The sequence below is a fragment of the Clostridium sp. MSJ-8 genome, from assembly GCF_018918325.1.
Classification (GTDB): domain Bacteria; phylum Bacillota; class Clostridia; order Clostridiales; family Clostridiaceae; genus Clostridium.
The window spans coordinates 1-25,049 of the sequence record NZ_JAHLQH010000053.1 but is presented as its reverse complement, the minus strand read 5'-3'; the positions used below and the strand labels follow the sequence as shown (position 1 = coordinate 25,049).

At 28.0% G+C, this 25,049-nt stretch carries 22 protein-coding genes and 1 other annotated feature; of the genes, 2 read left to right on the top strand and 20 right to left on the bottom strand.

What is annotated here, in order from left to right:
* Positions 1-15 precede the first annotated feature (15 nt).
* The 7 genes from KQI77_RS12370 to KQI77_RS12340 all read right to left on the bottom strand — a co-directional run bounded on the left by KQI77_RS12370 (position 16) and on the right by KQI77_RS12340 (position 8,918).
* Complete coding sequence (locus tag KQI77_RS12370) at positions 16-477, bottom strand: tRNA (cytidine(34)-2'-O)-methyltransferase (protein WP_216390747.1); 462 nt, start codon at positions 475-477, stop codon at positions 16-18.
* Positions 478-576: 99 nt separating this feature from the next.
* Positions 577-2,037 (bottom strand): VanW family protein, encoded by a 1,461-nt coding sequence (locus tag KQI77_RS12365; protein WP_216390746.1) that lies wholly within the window; start codon positions 2,035-2,037, stop codon positions 577-579.
* A gap of 165 nt (positions 2,038-2,202) precedes the next feature.
* On the bottom strand, positions 2,203-3,144 hold the full coding sequence (locus KQI77_RS12360; protein ID WP_216390745.1) for a glycoside hydrolase family 25 protein: 942 nt from the start codon (positions 3,142-3,144) through the stop codon (positions 2,203-2,205).
* Positions 3,145-3,213: 69 nt separating this feature from the next.
* On the bottom strand, positions 3,214-4,704 hold the full coding sequence (locus KQI77_RS12355) for a cell wall metabolism sensor histidine kinase WalK (protein ID WP_253289458.1): 1,491 nt from the start codon (positions 4,702-4,704) through the stop codon (positions 3,214-3,216).
* On the bottom strand, positions 4,694-5,398 hold the full coding sequence (locus KQI77_RS12350; protein ID WP_216390744.1) for a response regulator transcription factor: 705 nt from the start codon (positions 5,396-5,398) through the stop codon (positions 4,694-4,696). Before KQI77_RS12350 ends, KQI77_RS12355 begins: the two co-directional genes overlap by 11 nt.
* A 182-nt stretch (positions 5,399-5,580) precedes the next feature.
* Positions 5,581-7,875, bottom strand: coding sequence for a bifunctional glutamate--cysteine ligase GshA/glutathione synthetase GshB (gene gshAB / locus KQI77_RS12345; protein WP_216390743.1), 2,295 nt, complete (start codon positions 7,873-7,875; stop codon positions 5,581-5,583).
* 116 nt (positions 7,876-7,991) lie between these two features.
* Positions 7,992-8,918: a D-alanine--D-alanine ligase gene (locus tag KQI77_RS12340; RefSeq protein WP_216390742.1), complete on the bottom strand. Its 927-nt coding sequence runs from the start codon at positions 8,916-8,918 to the stop codon at positions 7,992-7,994.
* Between the two features lie 199 nt (positions 8,919-9,117).
* Between KQI77_RS12340 and KQI77_RS12335 the strand changes: the two genes are divergently transcribed.
* A complete protein-coding gene (locus KQI77_RS12335; protein ID WP_216390741.1) occupies positions 9,118-10,215 on the top strand; it encodes an SLC13 family permease in 1,098 nt (365 codons plus the stop codon).
* A gap of 36 nt (positions 10,216-10,251) precedes the next feature.
* On the opposite strand, the gene KQI77_RS12330 is transcribed toward KQI77_RS12335, so the two are convergent.
* The 8 genes from KQI77_RS12330 to KQI77_RS12295 form a co-directional block, all read right to left on the bottom strand.
* Positions 10,252-11,055 (bottom strand): type I phosphomannose isomerase catalytic subunit, encoded by an 804-nt coding sequence (locus KQI77_RS12330; protein WP_216390740.1) that lies wholly within the window; start codon positions 11,053-11,055, stop codon positions 10,252-10,254.
* A gap of 81 nt (positions 11,056-11,136) precedes the next feature.
* The gene (locus tag KQI77_RS12325) at positions 11,137-11,841 is read right to left on the bottom strand and encodes a GntR family transcriptional regulator (RefSeq protein ID WP_216390739.1); all 705 of its coding nucleotides are present in this window, start codon (positions 11,839-11,841) and stop codon (positions 11,137-11,139) included.
* A 231-nt stretch (positions 11,842-12,072) separates the two neighbouring features.
* A complete protein-coding gene (gene nth, locus KQI77_RS12320) occupies positions 12,073-12,693 on the bottom strand; it encodes an endonuclease III (protein ID WP_216390738.1) in 621 nt (206 codons plus the stop codon).
* Between the two features lie 2 nt (positions 12,694-12,695).
* Positions 12,696-13,400 (bottom strand): 1-acyl-sn-glycerol-3-phosphate acyltransferase, encoded by a 705-nt coding sequence (locus KQI77_RS12315; protein ID WP_216390737.1) that lies wholly within the window; start codon positions 13,398-13,400, stop codon positions 12,696-12,698.
* Between the two features lie 182 nt (positions 13,401-13,582).
* Positions 13,583-14,221, bottom strand: coding sequence for a CatB-related O-acetyltransferase (locus KQI77_RS12310; protein WP_216390736.1), 639 nt, complete (start codon positions 14,219-14,221; stop codon positions 13,583-13,585).
* 341 nt (positions 14,222-14,562) lie between these two features.
* Positions 14,563-15,156, bottom strand: a complete 594-nt coding sequence (gene epsC, locus KQI77_RS12305) for a serine O-acetyltransferase EpsC (protein ID WP_216390735.1) — start codon at positions 15,154-15,156, stop codon at positions 14,563-14,565.
* 18 nt (positions 15,157-15,174) lie between these two features.
* The gene (cysK, locus tag KQI77_RS12300; protein WP_216390734.1) at positions 15,175-16,083 is read right to left on the bottom strand and encodes a cysteine synthase A; all 909 of its coding nucleotides are present in this window, start codon (positions 16,081-16,083) and stop codon (positions 15,175-15,177) included.
* Between the two features lie 138 nt (positions 16,084-16,221).
* Positions 16,222-16,474, bottom strand: a binding site (T-box leader).
* Positions 16,475-16,560: 86 nt separating this feature from the next.
* Complete coding sequence (locus tag KQI77_RS12295) at positions 16,561-17,811, bottom strand: CBS domain-containing protein (RefSeq protein ID WP_216390733.1); 1,251 nt, start codon at positions 17,809-17,811, stop codon at positions 16,561-16,563.
* A gap of 383 nt (positions 17,812-18,194) precedes the next feature.
* Between KQI77_RS12295 and KQI77_RS12290 the strand changes: the two genes are divergently transcribed.
* Positions 18,195-20,096: a YgiQ family radical SAM protein gene (locus tag KQI77_RS12290; RefSeq protein WP_216390732.1), complete on the top strand. Its 1,902-nt coding sequence runs from the start codon at positions 18,195-18,197 to the stop codon at positions 20,094-20,096.
* Between the two features lie 85 nt (positions 20,097-20,181).
* Here the strand turns inward: KQI77_RS12290 and KQI77_RS12285 are convergent, their stop codons facing one another.
* The 5 genes from KQI77_RS12285 to KQI77_RS13230 are packed head-to-tail and all read right to left on the bottom strand — an operon-like array spanning position 20,182 to position 24,918.
* The gene (locus KQI77_RS12285; protein WP_216390731.1) at positions 20,182-20,880 is read right to left on the bottom strand and encodes a WbqC family protein; all 699 of its coding nucleotides are present in this window, start codon (positions 20,878-20,880) and stop codon (positions 20,182-20,184) included.
* 7 nt (positions 20,881-20,887) lie between these two features.
* A complete protein-coding gene (locus tag KQI77_RS12280) occupies positions 20,888-21,817 on the bottom strand; it encodes a glycosyltransferase (protein WP_216390730.1) in 930 nt (309 codons plus the stop codon).
* A gap of 10 nt (positions 21,818-21,827) precedes the next feature.
* Complete coding sequence (locus KQI77_RS12275; RefSeq protein ID WP_216390729.1) at positions 21,828-23,591, bottom strand: ABC transporter ATP-binding protein; 1,764 nt, start codon at positions 23,589-23,591, stop codon at positions 21,828-21,830.
* 4 nt (positions 23,592-23,595) lie between these two features.
* The gene (locus KQI77_RS12270; protein ID WP_216390728.1) at positions 23,596-24,708 is read right to left on the bottom strand and encodes a DegT/DnrJ/EryC1/StrS aminotransferase family protein; all 1,113 of its coding nucleotides are present in this window, start codon (positions 24,706-24,708) and stop codon (positions 23,596-23,598) included.
* Between the two features lie 12 nt (positions 24,709-24,720).
* On the bottom strand, positions 24,721-24,918 hold the full coding sequence (locus tag KQI77_RS13230; RefSeq protein ID WP_367397312.1) for a GNAT family N-acetyltransferase: 198 nt from the start codon (positions 24,916-24,918) through the stop codon (positions 24,721-24,723).
* Between the last annotated feature and the right edge of the window lie 131 nt (positions 24,919-25,049).

Sequence of the window (25,049 nt, the reverse complement as noted above, 5' to 3'; positions counted from 1 at the left end):
CCATCCTATTCCTGATTACTTCATATTAGGAAATCCTATTTGCTTTAATGCTTCATAAGCTATAATTGCTACCGTATTAGATAAATTAAGACTTCTATCACTGCTCTTAATCATAGGAACTCTCATGTTTTCACAAGCATTATGTACATCTTCTGGAACACCACATGTTTCTCTACCAAACATTATAAAGTCGCCTTGTTTAAATTCTATCTCATCATAGAACTCACTGCCATGAGTAGATGCTAGATATATCTTATTGTTTCCGTATTTTTTCATAAAATCTTCATAGCTTTCATGAACTTCAAGATCAAGATATTTCCAATAATCTAACCCTGCTCTTTTTAAATGTTTTTCATCTAATTCAAATCCTAATGGTTTTATAAGATGCAATTTGCAATCAGTTAATACACAAGTTCTAGCTATATTGCCAGTATTCTGTGGTATCTCTGGTTGATATAAAACTATATTAAAATTCATTTTTCCAGCCTCCATTGTATATAGACATAAATTCATTACTAAAAATAATACTACATTTCAGATAAAAAATAAATATCTATAAAAAATGCTTTGTTACATTTATTGCTCATTTTCTGATTCTTCTTGCGGCTTCTGTTCATTTGAATCATTATTTTCTTCTGTTTTCTCTGAAGTATTGTCTTCCGGTACTGCTTGCTCTTCTTTAGTAGTTACTTCTGGTTTTCTAGTTCCTCTCTTAACTATTTGATTAGTAACAGCATATGTATCATTTGCTATAAGCTCTTTTGATACTTCCTTTCCATCTTTATACCCTATTATATAAGATTCAACTTTATATCCTACTTGTCCACCTTGTTCTACTACCTCTACTCCTTCATTTAAATTTGCATCATCTTCATATACTGTTTCTGGCTGTATTGTTTCTAATACATTACTAGTTAAATCATATGTTATTCCTTTTAATGCTGAAATATCTCCATAAACATTTATTGTTAAAGCTCCACCTGATGCAATTGCTTCTAAATATACAGGAAAATCATATGGATTTTTAAATTTATAATCTAAATATCCCCATGAAACAGTAGCATCTAAGCCTTTAGGCACATAAGAAACTGGAAGTGAGTGATTAGTTCTTTGAGTAGACCTTATGTTAGCTCTCATAACAGCATTATATAAGGTTGAAGATACTTGACATATTCCTCCTGCTTCTGCTTGTTCAACTTTATTATTAACATATACTGCAGCATTTTTATACTGTCCTCTTCCTCTTTGTGAAACTTCACTATAACTAAATTCTTCATTAGGCATAAGTACTGTTCCATTTACTAATGATGCAGCTATTTGTACATTTTCAGCTCTATCAGCTGTAGAAGCACCATAATATGTTGTATATGTTGACATAGGTGTAGATTTTATCTTCTTTAAATCTGCTTCTTTAACTGTAGGGTTAGTCTTCTTTAAACTTATTTTCATTACTGAACTATTCATATGTTTTGTTAATTTAGTAATTAATTCGTCATGCAGTTTTTTTGCACTTATTTTATATCCTACTTGTTCTGGAGTAATTGTGATATTTCCATTATTAATTGTTATTTTAGCATTAGTAGCCTCTATATTGACATCTTCCATAATCTTAGCTTCTAATTCTTTTAATTTTGCGCCATTATATGTTATTGAAACATCAATCTCTTTCTTACATCCTTTTGATATCATAGAACTTCTTTTAAATATGTTTTTTTCTTTTCCATATCTAATAGCTTTATTTACAGCTTTGTTTAAATCACAAGATAATTCTATATCATTATAATCATAAGTATTAACTTTATCACCAACAGCTATCTTCAAGGGTTTTTTCGCTTCATCTAAATGAAGTTCTTTATTAAGTGCTTTAATGGCTTCTTTTTGGGTCATACCACTTACATCTACCCCTTCAATAGTTATACCTTTATAAATCTTATTCTTATACTTACTTACTTGCACATTAATACAAATAAGATATGTAATACCTATAATTAGAACAATTCCAATTAAACTCGTTAATAACAATCTCTTCCTTTTCAATTCCAAGACTCTCCTTTAATAAATATTAAACTCTTTAACTATTATATATTATCTTATGTAAAATGATAAGATAAATAATACAATTTAATTATTTTATTTAATCTAAATAGAGAAGTATATTTAAGATAAAAATTCCATCTTAAATTACTTCTCTATTATTAGCATTTATACCTCAATTCTTGCTCTTTTCTTAGATGTCTCTCCATCATAATCAAAAGCTTCAATTGATATTTTTATTCCTTTTCTAAATGGTACTGGAAGTTCATTTTTATTCACTATAAACTCTGTATCCTTTGCATCAACAGTACCTATCCAATAATTATTTTCAAATAAATTATATCCTAATAAATCAACATCATTTACTCTATCCCATGTTATTTTTAGTTGACTTCCTTGGTCTATAACCCTTAAATTCTGGATTATACTAGGTTGCATAAGAAGTTCTATATTATCAGGACCCCAATTAGCATCTACAGTATTTCCAACCCCTTTTACCGTTAGATTTTCCCTAAATTGCCATATCCTCCATCTAGTCCATCCTCCCTGATTTTCAGGATAAGGGGGATTATTAGGTATATCTGTATACATAGCTATCCATAGCGGCATATTTTTTAGTGGATAACCTCTTCCTGGTATATAGAAATTATTATATATCTCTATAAAAAATGATCCTGTATATAGCATAAGTCTTCTTCTAGTCTTCTTCTCAAATCTTTTTCTAAATCTATCTATCCAATTTATAAGTGCTTCTGTACTTATTTTATTCTCAACAGGTGTTTCCACATCTACAACTGGAAATAAATCCCCATAATCTTTGTAGCCAAAACCTTGTTGAAGCACATTAATAAAATCATCGCATTGACTATCTGCTGTATTTAAATCATATGATGGAACAGCATAATGATATGCACCAACAGGTATATTATACTCTCTAGCTTTTATTACATATTCTAAAAACTTTTTATCAACTCTAAATCTGCCACTTCCAGATCCAGAAGAACGTAAGTATAAAAAATCAATAGTTGTAGCTAATACTTCAAACTGGACATCTTGGCTATACTCATTAATGTCTATTCCAAATAGACTTTTATTATTTTTATTTTGCATATTTTTCTCCTGAATAATAACTTACTTTATTATTTTATTTATTATCTCAAAAAAGTTTCCACAAAATAACTATATACCTCTAAGTTTAACAAAAAAACTAATTTCTGCTCCAAAACATTCAGCCCATATGTTTCCACCATGTAATTCAACTATATTCTTTGATATAGCTAATCCTAGTCCAGTTCCTCCTGTTTGTGTATTTCTTGATTCTTCAACTCTATAAAATCTATCAAATAATTTTTCTATCTTTTCTTTAGGAATATTTTCTCCTCTATTTCTTATTACTACAGTCACATATCCTTGGTCTTTCACAACATCTACAGAAATAACTCCAGGTTTATATGAATACTTTATAGCATTGGTAAATAAATTATCAAATACCCTAACCATTTTATCTGGATCAATATCTACTTGAATACCTTCTTCTTTGCCATAATAACTTACAAGCTCTAGATTATTTTGTTCAAATAAAGGCATTAATTCTTCTGATAATTGTGATAAAAATTCTATTAGATTAACTCTAACTTTATTAATTTTAATTCCTTCACTACTTAGCTTTGTATATTCAAACAAATCATTAATAAGGACTTTTAACTTCTCTGCCTTACTAAATGCTATATTCAGATATTCTTTCATCTCATCTTCGTCATCATACTTGCCTTCTTTAACTAGACCTATATAACCCATAATAGAAGTTAGAGGGGTTCTTAAATCATGTGAAACATTAGTAATAAGATCTGATTTAGCTTGTTCTGATTGCCTTTCTGCGATAATTTTTCTATTTATCTCATCTGCCATATAATTAATATTAGATGCTAAATTACGTATCTCATCTCTACCATCTTCTCTTATTCTGTAATGTAAGTCATCATTTGCAATTTTCTTAAGTCCATCAGCTATTTCATCTAAATATTTCATCTTGGCATTAGTAATACTTATAAATAATATTGCAAATACTACTAATGATAATAAGATAGCTAATATAGAATTTTCTTTTGTATAATAATTATATTTTATAGATGCAGTAGGTACATCTGAATATATAAAATAATATCTATTTTCTCCAATTGTTAATGGAAATATATATCTTTTCTCTTGCCCATTATTTACATCTACATTAGCATTATTAGCTAATAATAAAAATATATCTACAGTATCCTCTTCAACATTTTCTGACTTGTATAATATTTTTCCATCAAGATCAGTAATAAAAGCTTTTGCATTATAATAATCATAAGCCTCATTACATTTTGATTGTAAAAAATCCGAACCACCTGTTACATCTTGATTTATTTCACTTATTATGTCCTTTGCTTCACTTTCAATTGATTCATAATCATAAGTAACATCCGCTACTTCTTCTCTTTTAGAAAAACTATCATTAGCAATTATATAAAATAAAGCAGAACACGCAAAACATACAGCAATTACAGCCATCAATTCAAATCTAATACTTTTTTCTATTTTCTCCCACAGCTTATCTATATATTTTCTTATAGGATTGAATATCTTAAAATTATATATTTTTTTTAATATTTTGTGTAATTTATCATTTATCAATTTTATATCCAACTCCCCATACAGTTTTGATGTATTTAGGTTTACGTGAATTTTCTTCTATTTTCTCTCTTATTCTTCTTATATGAACCATTACAGTATTATCTGATTCCATAAATTCTTGATTCCATACACTTTCATAAATATTTTCTATTGAGAATATTTTGCCTCTATTTTGTGCTAATAAAACCAATATATCAAATTCTGTTGGTGTTAATTTTATCTCTCTATCCTCTACATATACTGAATGAGTATTCAAGTCTATTAATAAATCATCTATTATTATCTTGTCTTTATCTTCTTCTATATCGCTATTCTTACTAGAATTAAACTTGTGATATCTTCTAAGCTGAGATTTAACCCTAGCAACTAATTCTAATGGATTGAATGGTTTAGTTAAATAATCATCTGCTCCCATATTAAGTCCTAATATCTTATCAACATCTTCAGACTTCGCAGACAACATTATTATGGGCATATCTCTCTGCTCTCTTATCTTCAAACACGCTTCTATTCCATTTAACTTCGGCATCATTAAATCTAATATTATAAGGTCTACATCTTCTTCCTCTTCTAATATCTTCAATGCTTCTTCTCCATCTCCAGCTTTAACTGTTTTAAATCCTTCGCCTTTTAGGTATATTTCAACTAAATCTCTTATTTCTTTTTCATCATCTACAATTAGTATTTTTTCCACAATTAAACACCTCTATACACATTTTCTAATTAATCACTATATATACAAGTTACTATATTGTTATTTTACTTTTTACTTCTTAATAAGGAAACATATATAATCTTAATATTTTCTTAAAAACAAAACTTATCCAATAAGAATATTCTATTCATATCCCTATTGAATAAGTTTCATTTTTTATATTATAAAAATCCTAAAACCTTCAAAATCTCTATAGCAATATTTCTCTCAGTTCCCTTGTATGGAAAAGAATGTATATGTATCGCTGGATTAAAGTTTAATTCTATTATTGCATAACTAGAATTTTCATCTCTATAATCTTCTATCATCATATCTACCCCACATATAGTTGCTCCTACAGATTTTGCCCCTTCTAGTGCTATATTTTTGTATCTTTCAGGCATTTCATCTGTATAATCTATGCTATCTCCTCCAGTACTTATATTAGAGTTTTCACGCAAATATACTATTTCACCTTTTTTAGGTTTATAATTAAAATTCTTATTCTGTTGCTTTAAAAATAATTCCTCATTTTCTCCTAATTTAATCTTCTCTAATGGAGTCCTATAATGATACCCTCTAAGAGGATCTTGATTTTTTTCTTCTACTAACTCTCTAATTGTTTTTTGTCCATCTCCAATTACATTAGCTGGTACTCTATGTAATATACCTGCCACTTTATCACCTATAACTAAGAATCTATATTCCTTTCCAGATACAAATTCTTCCACTAACACAGTATTATCGTTCTTAAATGCAATATTTAATGCTTTTATTAAGTCCTCTTCTGTTGTTCCTTTTGGAAATATACTTATACCAAGTCCAAAATTAGTTGACTTAGGTTTTATAACTATAGGTTTATTAGTAAATAGTGAAAGATTATTAATGGCATCTTCAAACGAAGTAAATTCATAACCTCTAGGAACTCTTATATTACTTTTTCTTAAAATCTTCTTGGTAACAAGTTTATTCTCCATAATAAGTACTGTACTATAACTATCTACTGATGTCTTTGTAGCTTGTTTAACATATTCTATCTTGTTTCCTTTACTCAAAGATATAAAGTTTTCACTTCTATCTAATACTTCTACCTTAATACCTCTCTTTATAGCTTCTTTCATGAGTATCTGTGTAGATAATTCAAGTTCTTCATACCCTTCTAGTTTAAACCTATTATTATATGCCTGTTTTTTATATTTCTGTGCTAATTCTAAATGTGCATCTATATAACCTTTTTCATTAATTAATTCTGATATTCTATGTGCATAAGTTAATTTACTATCTTTTATTTTATTTGAAATATGATCTATTACATTATCTAATTTAAGTTTTAAATTAACATTTATATCTCTTATCTCATTAATAATCTCTATAGACCAATCAATTCTACTTATATCTTCTCCGTCTCTCTTAAGTATTATGTCATTTTGCCCATGTGAAGCTATTATGAATTGATTATGAGTAGCTTCTTCTTGCCATAGCTTATAAGAATTTTCTTCTTTAATTAGTAAGTACAAGTTAAATATTTGCATAAACTTTAAATCCTCAAGACTTATTCCACCTTTTTCAAAAGGATTAATATCTATAGTTCTATACTCAAGATAATTAATTCCCTCTCTAGATAAGGATTCGAAATAATTCTTATTATCTTGTGCCTTTAATCTTACTTGACTATATAATTCTTTATGACTCAAAATAACTCCATCATTAATAAATGATTGTATACTTGCAATATATTTATCAACTGAACTATAAGATGGAAATAGTTCTGTCTTATTCCTATAACCACAACATCCATTTCTATAAGACAAAGCTCCATCATTAGAATAGCTCTCATCTGCTACTTTAGTTAATCTATCTACACATTCCTTCACATAACTCTCATGCATAGCTGTAGTACTTCCAAATAGGTATACCATAAGCCATCTATATCTAAGATAGTTTCTAGCCATCTTCAAATATATATTATTTTTAAATTCTTTAAAACTCTTGTCAACATTATATTCTCTATAAAGTTTCATAAGAAAATTATCTGAAAAAGAGAAATTGAAATGTATCCCTGATATAAGTTGCTTCTTTCCACCATACTTGTTAAGCAATCTCTCTCTATATTCTCTCTCACTAGAATTATCATTATATAATGCAACTGGAATATTATCATCATCCGGAGTATTACATGGCATAGATTGTGGCCATATATATTCATCTCCTATCTCTAATGCTACTATATCATATAATGCATTAACATAATTATACACTTGCTCCACATTGTCACATATAGGAGTAATAAGTTCCAACTGGCTCTCTGAAAAATCTGTAGTTATATATGGATTCTTAGATTGCTCTCCAAAAACTTCAGGATGTTTTCTATCTGATAGATTACATTTACTATCTACTCGTAATCCTTCTCTCTCTAATCCAAACTTTCCCTTAAGCAATTCACTTGCACTAAATATATTTTTAAATTTTTCTAACATATGTTTTTCCTTCCTAATAACTGCATCAAAATACTTTATCATAGCTTTAAATTATTATCTACATTTTCATATCATATTATACAAAAGGAATAAACATTAATCAAAAAATATAATTATTATTTTTTCATATGATCTCTAGATACTTTAAGCGATTCCTTAATTATAAGATCTAATAATTCTGTAAAACTAATATTCTTACCTGCTGCACTCTTAGGGAATAAACTAGCCTTTGTCATTCCTGGTAATGTATTAACCTCTAATATATATGGTATACCTTCTTCTGTTACTATCATATCTACTCTTGCATAAACCTCACATTTTAATGCTTTATAAGTAGCTAAGGCTAACTTTTCTACTTCTTTATGAAGTTTTTCTTCTAGATTTACTACTACTTCTTGAGCTCCTCCATCAGCATATTTTGCTGTATAATCGAAAAATTCAAATTCTGCACTTGGTTTTATTGCTACAACTGGATACATCTCATCTGCAAGTATTGGACAAGTTATTTCGTCTCCTTTTATGAATTTTTCTATCATAACTTCATCATCCCAGTTATATCCTTCTTCAACTGCAGCCTTTATGTCTTTTTCTTCCTTTATCATAAATGTAGCTACACTAGAACCTCCATGTGTTGGCTTAACAAATACCGGATATCCCATTTCTTTTATTGCATCATAATCTATCTCTTCACCTTTTTTTACATTTATCCAAGGTGCTGTTCTTATACCTGCTGCCTTTAATAAACTCTTAGTCATATCTTTATCCATACAAGCTGCACTACTTAATGGACCACAACCAGAATAAGGTATTCCCATTGTTTGTAATACTGATTGTACTGTTCCATCTTCTCCATATTGACCATGTAATGCTAATAAAGCGAAATCTAACCCTTTTGCTTTCTCTAATATATCTTCTTTTTTATCTATAACAACTGGTACAACATCATATTTTGTCTTATCTATATTTTCTATTATTGATTCTCCACTTTGTAATGATATTTCTCTTTCTGAAGAAATACCTCCCATTATAACGCCTATTTTCATATAAAAAACCTCCGTCAATCATATCTACTAATTCTTATTTATCTTAATTGTATTATATTCTATAAAAAAAATATTATTAAGTACCACACAAATTGAATATTAAATACACAGTGGTTAAAATATTTTTTCTATAGACTAATATAACTTTTTAGTATACAATTTCCTGTAGATATTTGTATATTAAGGAAGGTTTATAATTATGAAAAATTTTATCAAAAAAGAAATAGTTTTGTTTGTAGCATCTATATTGGCAATAATAAGTTCATTTATATCTATTCCAAAAATAAGTTATATAAACTTCAAAGTTCTTATATTATTGTTTAATCTCATGATAATAATAGCTGCTTTTAAGGAACTAAAGGTACTTGATTATATTGCTACTAGTTTATTATCTAAGTGTAAAACAGAAAAAAGTCTTACATATACCTTAGTGCTTATAACTTTTTTTTCAGCAATGCTTGTTACAAATGACGTATCACTTCTTACTTTTGTTCCACTTACAATAATAATTTGTAAAAAAAGTAATATAAACAACATGAAAATAATAATACTTGAAACATTAGCTGCTAATCTAGGTAGTACCCTTACTCCTATGGGCAATCCCCAAAATCTCTATATCTATTCACATTTTAATATGAAGCTATCTGAATTCTTCAGTATAACCTTCCCTCTTATGTTAGTTTCTCTTATATTCATACTAATTATTATGAGCAAAGAAAATACTAAAAAAATATCAGTTTCTTTAGCTAAGCCTATACTAACTGATAAAAAAAGATGTGTATTATACTCAATAGTATTGTTAATAATATTGCTATCAGTTTTCAATATTATAAATTATATTTATGCCTTTTTAATAACTATAACAGTAATTATTGCCTGTGATAGAAGACTACTTCTTAAAGTTGATTATTCATTATTATTAACATTTATAGCATTCTTCATATTCATAGGCAATATTTCCTCTATAAAACCTATTGTAAGCTTTATGTCTTCTATGTTAAACGATAGTATTCATACTTATCTAATATCCATAATGTCTAGTCAAGTAATAAGCAACGTTCCAGCAACTATATTATTATCAAGCTTTACCACTCATTCTAAAGAATTACTTCTTGGTGTAAATATAGGTGGTTTAGGTACACTTATAGCTTCTCTTGCAAGCTTAATATCTTATAAATTATACATAAAAGAAAATAAATCTATTCCATCTAACTATATAAAAAAATTCACCCTATATAATGGTATAGGATTGTTAGTTTTAACTCCAATAATGTACCTTATTATTTTATTTAAGTAAATTATCTAACAATAAATCTTTAAATAACTTTTTTGTTTATAATATTGTTACTAATATTAATTCTCCCTTTCCTTCAACAATATATTTACTAGGCTGCATAACATATATTAAATCATTAGGAAATAATAACATTCTTTCACTTAAAGACTTAATCTCTAAATTTCCACTTACAACAAAAATAGCTGCATCACTTACTATATCTAATACAATATTAGTATTTACTGAATATCTCTTTAATTTAAAATAATCAGTCTCTAACTCATCTCCATAAACTTTACCACTATTATAATTAGTATAATTAATTACATCTAATGCCTTCTCTATGTCTAACTTTCTACCTCTATTATAATCATATAATCTATATGTAATATCACTATTTTGTTGTATTTCTAGCACTTTTATACCACCACTTAACGAATGCACTGTACCTGCAGGTATATTGATTATATCTGATTTATTTATAGGAATTATCAAAAGATTTTCTACTAATTTATTTTCTTTTATACATTGATTAATTTTATTTCTATTTAATCCTTCTTTAACTCCACATACTATACTTGAATTCTCCTGTGCATCTAGAATATACCAACACTCATTCTTTCCTGATTCATTTTCATGTTTTCTTGCATAATCATTGTCTGGATGAATTTGAACAGATAAGTTATCATTTGCCTTAATTATCTTTATGAGTATATTTAACTTTTTTCCTATATATTTTTCTAATTCTTCATCATTATGTGCAACTTTAGAATTTTTATTATCATAAGTTGATAAACACCACTTTTCATACCCCCATATTTTTTTCTCATAGTATGGATTTAATTTTATAATTTTTCTCAAAATAAAATATCATATCCTTATGTTTTTTTACAATATAAGGATATGATATATTTCTTTATAATATTATAAATTTATATAATTTCAACAATTGACTGTCTTCAAAAATCTTGCTTCTTTATAATTATAAACATCTATAGACCATTCAAAAATTGTACCATTACTTAATGAAACTATACTTTCAATAATTAATGAAGGATCATCTTTTTTTAGCTTTAACACCTTTGCCTGTTCATAATTTAATTTATCTGCATAAATTACCCTATCTAAATATCCAATGTTTTGTTTTAAATCATTTAATATATAGTTTTTTATAGAAGCTTCCACTATATCATTATTAAGATAAGGTACTATATCTTTGTTAAAATATGAATACTGAATACTCATAGGAATATTATTAACATAATTAACTCTTTCTACATAATAAAGATCAGCACCTTGTTCACATTGAAGCTTCTGTGCAACATTTTCTGAAGCTTTTTCAATTTCTATTTTAATAGATTTACTATCAATACAGTCATCAGTATCCTTTATAATTCCACCATAAGTATTTTCTAGGTTTATGTAATTTTTTAATGCTGATTCCTTTAAAAAAATTCCACTACCTTGAATCTGATATATGTATCCTTTTTGAACCAATATGTTTATTGCTTTTCTTACCGTTGTCCTACTCACATTAAACCTTTTCACAAATGAATCTTCAGTAGGCAACTTTTTATTATCATTATATATACCACTAGTAATATCTTTTTCTATTTCTGACACTATCTTTTTATACTTAGGGCACATGATGCTCACCTCCAGTTAGTACTAATCTAGTAATTTTTCTATATTATAATTATACCAACTGTCTATTATATGATACAGAAACTTACTGTGTCTTTTTTGTTAATAATTCAATAATATTGAATATTGTCTATTATATTGATTTGATGTAACTTCCTAGATGTAAAAAACTCAGTTATATCCTAGTAATATTATAGTTACTAAAATATAACTGAGTTAATATATTCATATAAATCAAGCATTATAATGACATAAACTTTTTAGTGAACATTCAGAGCACTTCGGTTTTCTTGCTATACAACATCTTCTACCATGAAATATAAGTAAATGGTGAGTATGAGACCATTCTTTTTTTGGTAATTCTTTTTTTAGTTGTTCTTCCACTTCATTAACATTATCTGAACTAGCAAGCTCTAGTCTATTAGCTACTCTAAAAACATGAGTATCAACTGCTATAGATGGAACTCCAAATGCATTAGATAATACTACATTAGCTGTTTTTCTTCCTACACCAGCAAGTGTAATCAAATCTTCCATATTATCTGGAACTGTATCATTGAAACATTGATGTAGTCTATTGCATAGCATTATTATATTTTTAGATTTATTTTTGTATAATCCTAATTCCTTAATTATATCTTCTAATTGCTCATTGTCTAATGTTAAAAACGCCTCTAAATCAGGGTATTTATCGAATAATACTTCTGTAACCTTGTTTACTTTTTTATCTGTTGTTTGAGCAGATAAAACAGTTGCTATTAGTAACTGAAAAGGTGTCTTATAATTAAGTTCGCACTTTGCATCTGGATATGTTTCTTTTAAAATATCTAGAATCTTCTTAGTTCTCTGCTTCATTATTACTTATAAACTCCTCTATATGATTCTGGTAGCAAGTTCGCTATAGATCTCATAATAGTATCTAAACATCTATCTGAATATTCATGTTTAGTTTCTTCTTTATCTTTTTTAGGCATTTCTACAGGATCTCCAAACTTAATATGTACATCTGCATGATGCCATGTTTCTCCTCCCATATCTCCGTCTTTTGCTACAGGAAGTAATATATCTGTTCCTGATAATCCTATTGGTACAATTGTAGCCTTAGTTAATCTTGCTATTAATATTATTCCCTTTTTTCCTTCAATCATTCCACCAGTTCTGCTTCTTGTTCCTTCGGGAAAAATAAATAAGTTTTCACCGCCCTTTACTAACTTAACTATCTGATTTATTGCATCTTTATCTGCACTATCTGGCTTTATCGGTACTGTTTTTAATGTATCCATTCCAACTCTAGTTATAGGATCTGTACCCAATTTAACTCCTGCAACAAATACTGGATCATATTTTTCTTTTAGTATATTAGATAATATAACTCCATCAGAATTACTTAAGTGATTACATACAAATATAATTGGCTTATTAGCTTGTTCAATTTTTTCAAAGCCTTCTATTGTTATATTAGCATTCTTCTTTAAATAATTATTAAGTATCCTTTTTCCTAGTACCAATACAAGTTTATATGGTAAAATATCAATTAGTTTTACTGCAAATGGTGATAACATTTCTACCTATTCACCTTCCCTTTCTCTTTTAACATAATAATTATATCGTTGTTAACACTAAATGTCTATTCTCAAATTTTGAAACAAAACCTCTTTGAACTTAGAACTAAAATAAAAATAGAATAGAACAACTTGTACATACTCTGCACAAGTTGTTCCTCATAATTAAAATTTATTATAGGTTACACTTGAATATCATCTAGATTGCCACTTTGTATTGCATTAATATTCCTACGAATATCTTCTTTGCTCCAATCCCACCAACGTAATTCTATAAGCTTATCAATCGTTCTTTCATCAAATCGTTTTTTTATTATCTTTGCTGGAACTCCACCTACAATTGTGTATGGTGGTACATCTTTTGTTACAACTGCACGGCTTGCAATAATTGCACCATCTCCAATTGTAACTCCTGCAAGAATAACTGCTTCGTATCCAATCCACACGTCATTACCTATTATAATATCTCCTTTATTATCCCAAGCTTTTGCAATTGAAGTTGTATCTGTATCAAGATTCCACTCCTCAAAAAAGATAGGAAATGGATATGTTGATAAACTGTTTATAGTATGGTTTGCAGCATTAAATAAGAACTTTGCCCCACATGCAATTGAGCAAAACTTACCTATTTTTAATTTATCATTATTACACTCTGGATAATGATAGAGAACATTATTTCGTTCAAAATCCCTTGGATCATTTACAAAATCATCATAAATTGTATATTCACCAACTTCAATCATTGGTGAAGTAATAATATTTTTTAAATAAACTGTACTATGCCCTTGAGAACGGGGATAGATTTTCCAACTTGGAATCATATTTTTATACCTCCGAATGGTTATTTTTTTATTTTATTTGTGCCATTCGGATTACTACAATGCAAAGCTTCACCACCATCATCTCCTTATAAATTTATTGTAATACATAAAATTTAAAATTAAAATAGCATAATTTTCTTAGCTGTTATCAATATCAAATTATTGATTTAAGTAAATTATCTATAATAGAATTTAGTATTTCTTATAATAAAAAAGTAAAGATACCGTTAAAAATGCTATACTATCTGAACTTTAGTGAGTTTATAACATCTAGGGATCTTTACTCTTTTATTATATTAGTAAATACTTAATGAAACTATGAACATATAATATTTAATTTTCTATATAACCATATCATTAAATATCTTCTTCTTGTTACCTGTTAAATCTTTTATTTCTATAATTTTTGCCTTACTTCTAACAATTATTTTTGCTGGTATACCTACTGCAGTAGCTCCTTCAGGAACTTCTTTTAATACAACAGCATTAGCTCCAATCTTAGAATTATCACCTATCTTTATAGGTCCTAATATTTTAGCTCCTGATCCTATAACTACATTATTACCAACAGTAGGATGTCTCTTACCTTTATCCTTTCCTGTTCCCCCTAATGTAACACCATGATATATAAGAACATTATCTCCTACTTCTGCTGTTTCTCCTATAACAACACCCATACCATGATCAATAACTAATCCTCTACCTATTTTAGCTCCTGGATGTATCTCTATTCCTGTAAAAAATCTTGATAATTGAGATATCAACCTTGCTATAAAGAAAAATTTATGCTTATAGAAAAAATGTGCTATTCTATAAGCAATAAGTGCATGAACACATGGATATAATAATAATACCTCTAACTTATTTCTAGCCGCTGGGTCGTTCTCTACAACTTTACCCAAATCATATCTTAATTTATTAAACAAAGATTTCACTCCTTCATAAACAATACCTTAGTCATAAATTCCCATTGATATATATTTTTCTCCACCATCTGGAGCTACAGCTACTACCTTCTTGCCCTTACCTAATTTCTTTGCAATTTGAATTGCTGCATATACAGCTGCGCCTGAAGATATTCCTACTAGAACGCCCTCTTCTTGAGCTATTTTTCTAGCATACTCAATTGCATCATCATCTGATACCTCGAAAATTTCATCAACAACGTCTTTATTATAGTTTCCTGGTACAAATCCAGCTCCAATTCCTTGTATCTTATGAGCTCCTGGATTACCACCACTTAAAACTGGTGAAGAAGCTGGTTCTACTGCAACTACCTTTACATCTTCTTTATTTTCCTTTAATTTTTTACCAACTCCTGATAGAGTTCCGCCACTTCCAACTCCAGCTATAAAATAATCTACATCTGGTACATCTTTTAAAATTTCTTCTGCTGTAGTTTCATAATGTTTTTGTGAATTTGCTAAATTTTCAAATTGTTGTGGTATGAAATATTCGTCTGAATTAGCATATTCATTTGCCTTCTCTATAGCACCTTTCATTCCTTTTGATCCTTCTGTTAATATAAGTTCTGCACCATATGCCTTTATCAAATCTCTTCTTTCTTTACTCATAGTTTCTGGCATAACAATCCTTACCTTGTAACCTTTATATTTACCAATCATAGCAAGTCCTATACCAGTATTTCCACTAGTTGGTTCTATTATAGTCATTCCTTTTCTTAACTTACCTTCTTTTTCAGCTCTTTCTATCATTCCTAAAGCAGCTCTATCCTTTATACTTCCCCCTGGATTTCCTTTTTCTAATTTCATATATACATCAGCACTATTTTCATCTACTAATCTATTAAGCTTTAATAATGGTGTATTTCCTATCATTTCTATAACATTGTTGTATATCATATTTACATCCTCCTAATAATTACATTTATATTTATAAACCTTGTACTTATATAAATTAATACAGATAAAAACTCGCACCTTTTTAGATATTAAATTTATTATATTTTCCTATAAGATAAAAAAACTCCATCTCTATATAATAGAGACGAAGTTAATATCCGTGATTCCACTCTAATTGGATTTAATAATAAATCCCACTCTTCTATCAGACACACATATGTCATATATCACTATAACGGGTGAACCCGATACCCCTACTATTATAAATAAAATTATAATTTCAGGTTCTAACTCCAAAGGGCACTTCATATTAGTTCCGATAAAGAGTTCTCAGCATCCTCTTCTCTCTGAAATCTTCCTTAATATTACTTTCCTTCTTCACCGTTTTAATTCCTACTGTTTTACTAAGGTTTATACTATTATTATATTCCCTTAGTATATTTTGTCAACATGTTATTTTATCAAATAAATGTATTTTTAATTCTTTTTCTTCCATAAAGGATATAAATATTCATCTATAATATCATGAATAAGTACCACTCCTACTAACTTTTCTTCATCATCAACAACTGGTGTTAATAACAAATCATACTTAGCTATCTGTTCTATAGCTTCTGCTATAGCTTCTGAATGGTTAACTGCTATTACTTTATCATCCATTACATCCTTTAATAATAATTTTTTATCTTTAAGTAATAAATCTTGTATTTTAACTGTTCCTTTTACTTTCTCTACTTCATCTACTACAAATATGCAATATAATGCTTCTTCATCTACATCCATTTCTTTTATTATATCTATTGTATCTTCTATTGAAACATCTACATTAAAAGATACAAATTCCTTAGACATAATACTACCAACAGTTTCATCTTCATATTTCATTAATTCTTGAACTTCTTCTGCATCATCTTTTTCTAGGTTAACAAGAATTTTTTCTTTTTCTTCTTCTTCTAATCCATCTAAAAGGTCTGCAATTTCATCATTATCCATATTCTCTAATAATTCTGCTGTTTTGCTTTCTGATAGTTCCTTTATAATACTACTCTTATATTCATCATCGATTTCTTCAAATGTATCTGCTGCTAAATCTTCATCTAATGATTCAAATACTTTCTTTCTTTCACCCTCATCTAGATCCTCTAATATATCCGCAATATCAGCTGGATGCAATGATGAAATCTTTTTATATGAATTAGATAATTGAAGATTATTATTTTTAAGATCTAATGATTCTACGTCTTCCCACGGTATTATCTTGTCTTCATATTCCTTACCTAATGCCTTATATAACATCTTACTAATTTGAGATAACCTACGTGATTTAAACCTTCCAAGATTACCAGCTTCTACTGCAACGACCTTGTATTCTCCTGCAATTTCTACAACTTTTAAGTCTTTTACCTTGACAACCTGTTTACCATTAATATCTACTATCTTCTTATTCATCAAATTCTCAGATAATAAATAAGAATATCTTCTCGTAAGTATCTCTCTGCTGCCTTTTGTCTTAATAATAATCTTGCCATTATCATCAAAAAAATTAATTATTCTAAATTCATAATTATATATTGAGCTACCTCTCTTTACCTTATATCCTATCGCTCTTGGATATCCATCATCTGTTGTAACATATATGTCTCTTAAATCTCCTAATACATCACCAAATTCATCATATACTTTCTTGCCTAATATATCTGTATATAGGAATACTGATAGCTTCTTCATTTTTATGCATCCTCCTTACGCTTCTAAGAAGGATTATTTATATATTAATAAGATAATAAAAGAATCCCTCTTAGAAGATTATTCAGTTTTGTTTTATCAGTACTACTATGAGGTCCATCCTCCATTATCTTTGCACCACCTTTATTATTTTTTTACACATCTAAAAGTGAATAATAAGCGTAGAATTCCTACATTTATCATCCACTTCTATACTATCATTATATTATACTATATTAAAAAGTAAACATTTTTTTATTGGCAATATTCCTTAATAAAATTGTTAATTTATTCTTTAAACTAAAACATATATATTCTTAATATAGTAATGTTATAATTACTATGTTAAGATAGATTATATTTTATAATGAATGGAGTATATGTAGATGAATTTAGCAAAAGATTTTATGCCTATTTGCAAAGCTGATTTAGATAAAAGAAATATTAAACAACTAGACTTTATAATTGTTACTGGTGATGCTTATGTTGATCACCCTTCGTTTGGTACTGCAATTATTGGTAGAACACTTGAATCACAAGGATTTACTGTTGGAATAATAGCTCAACCTAATTGGAATAATACTAAAGATTTCATGAAATTAGGTGCTCCTAAATATGCTTTTCTTGTTAACTCAGGAAATATAGATTCCATGGTTAATCATTATACTGCTGCTAAAAAAAGACGTCATGATGACTTGTATTCTCCTGGAGGAAAATCAGGATATAGACCAGATAGAGCTGTAATAGTATATTGTAACAAAATAAGAGAAGCTTATAAGGATATCCCTATAGCCATAGGTGGTATAGAAGCTAGTTTAAGAAGATTTGCTCACTATGATTATTGGTCTAATAAAGTTAGACGTAGTATTTTATTTGATTCAAAAGCAGACTTACTTATGTACGGAATGGGAGAAAAAACTATAATTCAACTTGCAGAATTATTTAGATATGGTTCATCTATAGATAAGATGACTACTCTACGTGGAACTTGTTACATTACTAAAGATATAAGTAATTTAACTGATTATATAGAAGTCCCTTCATATGAAGAAGTTGCTAGTGATACTAAAGCTTATGGAGAAGCTTATAAGAATGAATATTACGAACAAGATCCTATAGTAGGTAAAGGCATAATTCAAAAACATGGCGATAGATATTTAGTGCAAAATCCTCAACAATTACCATTAAGCAATGAAGAGATGGATTTTACATACAATTTACCTTTTATGAGAACATATCATCCTATATATGAAGCTGATGGTGGTATTCCTGCAATAAAAGAAGTAAGATTTTCTATTACTAGTCATAGAGGATGTTATGGATCATGTTCTTTCTGTGCTCTTACATTTCATCAAGGAAGAACTATTCAAACTAGGAACGCAGATTCGATTGTTGATGAAGCAAAACTACTTACAACTTTTCCTGACTTCAAGGGATATATCCATGATATAGGAGGGCCTACTGCTAATTTCAGGCATAGAGCATGTAAGAAACAAATTGAGTTTGGTACATGTAAAAATAAACAATGCATGTTCCCTAAACCTTGTAAAAATCTTATTATTGATCATACTGAATATAATAATGTTCTTAAGAGAGTTAGAAATATTAAAGGTATAAAAAAGGTATTTATTCGTTCAGGAATAAGGTATGATTATTTGATACATGATAAAAATGAATCATTTTTCTATGATTTATGTAAACACCATATAAGTGGACAATTAAAAGTAGCTCCAGAACATGTATCTCCTAAAGTACTAGCACAAATGGGAAAACCAACTCGTGAAGTTTATGATAAGTTTGTAAATAAATATTTTGCAATAAACAAAAAACTTGGGATGAATCAATACTTAGTACCTTACCTTATGTCATCTCATCCTGGATCAGATTTAAATGCTGCTATAGAATTAGCTCAATATGTAAAAAAGATGGGATATACACCTGAACAAGTGCAAGATTTCTATCCTACACCAGGTAGCTTATCTACTACTATATATTATACTGGTTTCAACCCATTAACAGGAGAGAAGATATATACACCTAAAACTCAAGAAGAAAAAAATATGCAACGTGCACTTATTCAATTTGCTGTACCAAAAAATTATGAAATTGTAAAAAAGGCATTACTAAAGGCTGGAAGACAAGACCTAATTGGAACTTCTAAGGAATGCTTAATTCCGCCTTATCCGCCTAGAAATAATAAACACAATAAGCATAATAACTCTAATAATTCATATAATAAAAAATTATCTAAGAATAAATCACATTCTAATTACAAGAACAAAAATTAAAATGTAATTTATTAAATGAAAAATCCAATGTTATTTGACAAAACAAAAAACATTGGATTTTTATTCTTAATAAAAACTAAAATAATTACACTAAATCATACATATTCAAATATTCTTTTATCTGCTTAGGTGAATTAAACATCATCACATCTAGTATAGATAGATTATTTATAAATTCATCTTTATACTGTTTATAGATAATCTCCTTAGTCTTAATAAATTTTAATTCTATACCATTTTTTAAGAACTCATCTTCATTGTATAACTTTCTTCCCCCTATTGCATTATAATACTTATCTGCATCTAATCTTTTACATATGTCTATAATCTTTTCTTGTGCTCTTAAACTATTATCCTTATCTAAATCTGAAGATAATATTATTTTTGTTTTTATTCCTAAATATTCGCATACTCTTTTTATAGAATATACATTTATTTCGGCTAAATTGCTATATTCTCTATTTATAATATCGCAAAACATTTTATAAACTATTTTATAATAAGGAGCTTTTTTATAGCTCCTTTCAATAGTTTTAATTAACTTCTTCTTATGTTTAATATTATTAGTTATTTCTATTTCATTTATATGTTTATTCTGACTAGCTTTTTTTAACTCCACATTAATATATGCTGGTTTATTTTCTACCAATATACTATTTCTATTTACATAACCACCTTTTATATAATTTACATCATCATATATAACATATACATCTACTGCATTTATTAATTGAAAGTATCCTATATATGGCATAAAATATGGTTGCATAATTCCAACTATCATCTATAATTTACAACCTCCTTCTTCTATCCCTTGCGGCTCTTAAAAGTTTTATTCTATGTTTTTCTAAAACAAACATTGCCAAGCACATAAGTATTGCTTTCTCTGAATGATACTTCTTTATTGCATCATAGGCCATATTATAATATTTAACCTTTTCATCTAAAAAATTAAGTGAATATCCTAATATTCTTCCACATCTTTCAACATCTTTAATTATTAAAAAGAAAAATATAAAATTATTTGTTCTATTTAAATCATTATTTGATGACCAACTTGTTCCATTCTCTTCAACAAAATGTCTATATGCACTTAAAATTTCTTTCATTACATACATTTTTCCCTTTGATAATAATAATAATGGTAATACTGTATCTAATGGACAAAATCTGCACTTCTTAACTTTATTAACTGCTTCTTTTATATCTGCTTTATAATTCTTCATAACCATAGTAGACATCTGCCCTGGTAATTGTAGTTTCTCAAGATTACTTATCTTATATTCATTTTCATCTATAGTAAATCTCCATGCCTTTTCATCTGTAACTTCATCATACTGATTAACAACCGTACTTTCAGCTGATATTGAAACATACTCTCTATTATTATCTAAAAAATCAATCTGTTTCTGTAGCTTATTCTCACCAATCCAATAATCATCACCTTCTAAAAAAGCTATGTATTCTCCTGTTGCATGCTCTATTGCATCTAGAACATTTAGAGAAATACCTATATTCTTTTTTCTAAGAATAGGAACAATATTATCATTACTTTTCATATATTCTCTTATAATATCTTGAGTATTATCTGGAGAACAATCATCTGCTATTATAAGTTCATATGAAAAATTCACCTTTTGCATAAGCACACTATCAATAGCTTTTTTTATAAATCTTTCATGATTATATGTAATCATAATTACACTAACTTTTTTTTTCATAATAATCTCCTTAGAATTCCTCTATAAGTTCAGATACCTCTTCATCATCTATTACTTTTATCTTCTTATTAGATATCTTGTACACTCTATCACATAATGATAATACAGTAGGTCTATGAGTTGTTAATATACATATATGCTTTTCATCATGAACCATTATGTTATTTATTATCTTACGCTCAGTAGCTACATCTAATGCTGATGTTGCTTCATCTAACAAAAGTATTGGTGCATCACTAAGCAATGCTCTAGCTATTGATAATCTTTGGTTTTGTCCTTCAGAGAAACCTATACCTGATTCTCCTATTTTATGGTTGATATTATCTGGTAATGATGAAACAAAATCATAAGCACAAGCCTTCTTTAAAGCTTCTATTATCTCTTCGTCTGTAGCATATTTATTAATTATTCGCATATTGTCAGCTATAGTACCTGCCATCATAGTATTTCCTTGGGGTACATATGCTATAAGCTTTCTTGTGCTAGGGCTTATATTAACTTTATTGAAGTTACCCTTTCTAGATGTTATATATGCTTCTCCATTTGTAACCTTAATTAATCCTAGTAGTATCCTTAACATAGTTGTCTTTCCTTCCCCAGAAGGACCGACTAATGCTATTATTTCGCCTGACTTAGCTTCTATAGAAACATCTTCAAATACATTTATTCCATTCTTATAGGTAAAACTCATATTTTCAACTTTTATTATTGCTCCTTCTTGATTTACTTCTCTACGAAGTTCTTTAATATCAATTGTGTCATTTTCTTCATTTGTAAGATTAATAAGTTTTCTTAATCTGCCACTAGAAGCAATAGTTGAAATAACCTTAGGCACTAAATCACTAAGTGATTGAAATGCTTCTGATGCATATTTTGCTAGCATTATGAACAATGCCATGGTACCTATAGATATTCTTCCTATATGTACGTGATATATTACAAAACCTAAACATATCATAGCTGAAAGCTGTCCTGAAACATACATTATACCTGAAGAAAGAATAGAATACTTATTGTATTCCAAGTTAATATTAATATACTTCTTTTGAAGCTCTCTCATCTTATAACAAAATTCTTTAACTACTCCAAAGGATTTTATAGATTGTATATTATGAAAAGCCTCCTTATCAAATGACATAACTTCACTATCAATTTCTCGCATCATTTTATTCTTATCATACATTTTAGGTAAGAATATCCTTGATCCAATCAAAACAATAGGTATACATATTAATATTACTAAAACTAAGGAATAATCATAATATACTATCATAGCTAAAGTAACTACTAATTGGCATCCCTTTATGATAAAAGTTGGAATCCACCCAATAATACTTTCAGATACATTATTTACATCATCATTAATTCGAGATAATAAATCTCCAGAATGATAGTTCTTAAGTTCTTCCCAATCTGCAATCATAATCTTATCAAAAACTTCTATCCTTATTTCTGTTTTTACATTAAGGTTAATAGTACATGATACTCTTTGTATTATCATATTAATAATGACATTAATAAGCCCAAATATAACATACAAACTTCCAGCTCTAATAATAGATCTTAAATTACTAGAAACTAAAGAATCCACTATATCACCTATTTTTACAGTTACAAACATTGTTATTGCTAGAGATATCAAACTTAGAACTGTATACATAACTACCTTCATTGAATATCTCTTGATTAATTGATATATCCATATTGTTTCATTAAATATATCCTTTAAGAAACCTTCTTTTACTTTATTTATTACTTTAATAAATGTTTTCATATACTTACTCCTTATTAACGCCTAATATAATATCACATATTCTATAAACATCCTCTTCAGTAAGCGAATCATATATAGGTAAAGCTAATATTCTCTTAGAAATATGTAGTGCTACCGGAGTATCACTTGAATCATATTCATCTTTATAACAATCATAATCAGTAATTAGAGGATAAAAGTATTTCCTAGTATATATTCCTTCTTCCCTCAATCTATCATATAACTCATTTCTAGTATATCCGTATTCTTTTTCATTAACCATAATAGGAAAATAAGCATAATTATACAAAATGTCATTTTTTTCTTTTTGAATTTTTATACCAGGAACATTTTTTAATTTTTCTCTATATAATTCAGAAATTTTTTTCCTACCTTCTCTTATTTGTTCATAATATTTAAGATTACACAACCCCATAGCTGCTTGAAATTCATTTAACTTCGCATTTGCTCCTACCGCATCTACAGTTTCTTCATCTACAATTCCAAAGTTTTTAAGTTTATATAATTTATCATATAAACTCTTTTCTTTGAATACAGCAGTCCCTCCTTCTATAGAGTTAAATGGTTTTGTTGCATGAAAACTAAATATTGATCCATCTCCAAAGTTTCCTATACCTTTGCCATTAACCTTTACTCCAAAGGCATGTGCAGCATCATATACAACTTTAAGCCCATATTTATCTGCTATTTTTTGTATTTCATCAACATTACAAGGGTTACCAAAAACATGAACTGCAAGAATAGCAGATGTTCTGTCTGTAATTAATTCCTCTATCTTATTAACATCTATATTACAATCCTCTTCACTAATATCACAGAAAACAGGTTTTGCCCCATTTCTCACTATAGCATGGGTAGTTGCAGCAAAAGTAAAAGGAGTAGTAATAATTTCACCTTTTAAATTCATTGCTTGTATCAACATCTCTAAAGACATATACCCATTTAAAGCAAGACTTGCATAAGAAACTTCTAAAAAATCTCTTATTTTATTTTCAAATTCACTATATAACCTACCCATATTAGTCATAATATGACTATCCCATATTGGTTTTATCATATCTATATATTCTTCTAATGGTGGTAAAAATGCTTGTGTAACAAATATATTCTTTTCCATATCAATCACCTATTATGCCATAAAATCAGAAAAATCCATTGTCATATATACTGAACTCTCACTTGCTTTTGAGCTAATCTTCAATCCTACCTTTTTATATAATTCAATTGCATGAGTATTATCATTTCTCACTTCTATTCTGACTTTTTTAATACCTCGTTTTATGCCTTCTTCTTTTGCATATTGAAATAATTTTGGTTCTTCCTCAATTATCCGTATTTATGATATAATAAATATATAAATAAAAATTATGCGAGGTATTATATGTCAAAATCATCAATAGATTTACAAAATTTCTTTCCTAAGAATCAATTAAAAGTTGTTGATATATTAGAAGATAA

Bases quoted from the DNA above. Each gene is read 5' to 3' on its own strand.
- KQI77_RS12340 (WP_216390742.1), bottom strand. From the start codon at position 8,918: ATGAAAATAGGCGTTATAATGGGAGGTATTTCTTCAGAAAGAGAAATA.
- KQI77_RS12310 (WP_216390736.1), bottom strand. From the start codon at position 14,221: ATGATTCCAAGTTGGAAAATCTATCCCCGTTCTCAAGGGCATAGTACA.
- nth (WP_216390738.1), bottom strand. From the start codon at position 12,693: ATGAAGCAGAGAACTAAGAAGATTCTAGATATTTTAAAAGAAACATAT.
- KQI77_RS12360 (WP_216390745.1), bottom strand. From the start codon at position 3,144: ATGCAAAATAAAAATAATAAAAGTCTATTTGGAATAGACATTAATGAG.
- KQI77_RS12280 (WP_216390730.1), bottom strand. From the start codon at position 21,817: ATGAAAAAAAAAGTTAGTGTAATTATGATTACATATAATCATGAAAGA.
- gshAB (WP_216390743.1), bottom strand. From the start codon at position 7,875: ATGTTAGAAAAATTTAAAAATATATTTAGTGCAAGTGAATTGCTTAAG.
- KQI77_RS12275 (WP_216390729.1), bottom strand. From the start codon at position 23,591: ATGAAAACATTTATTAAAGTAATAAATAAAGTAAAAGAAGGTTTCTTA.
- KQI77_RS12325 (WP_216390739.1), bottom strand. From the start codon at position 11,841: ATGTGCCCTAAGTATAAAAAGATAGTGTCAGAAATAGAAAAAGATATT.
- KQI77_RS12270 (WP_216390728.1), bottom strand. From the start codon at position 24,708: ATGGAAAAGAATATATTTGTTACACAAGCATTTTTACCACCATTAGAA.
- KQI77_RS12285 (WP_216390731.1), bottom strand. From the start codon at position 20,880: ATGATAGTTGGAATTATGCAACCATATTTTATGCCATATATAGGATAC.
- cysK (WP_216390734.1), bottom strand. From the start codon at position 16,083: ATGATATACAACAATGTTATAGAAATGATAGGAAATACACCATTATTA.
- KQI77_RS12315 (WP_216390737.1), bottom strand. From the start codon at position 13,400: ATGTTATCACCATTTGCAGTAAAACTAATTGATATTTTACCATATAAA.
- KQI77_RS12370 (WP_216390747.1), bottom strand. From the start codon at position 477: ATGAATTTTAATATAGTTTTATATCAACCAGAGATACCACAGAATACT.
- KQI77_RS12335 (WP_216390741.1), top strand. From the start codon at position 9,118: ATGAAAAATTTTATCAAAAAAGAAATAGTTTTGTTTGTAGCATCTATA.
- KQI77_RS12295 (WP_216390733.1), bottom strand. From the start codon at position 17,811: ATGAAGAAGCTATCAGTATTCCTATATACAGATATATTAGGCAAGAAA.
- KQI77_RS12290 (WP_216390732.1), top strand. From the start codon at position 18,195: ATGAATTTAGCAAAAGATTTTATGCCTATTTGCAAAGCTGATTTAGAT.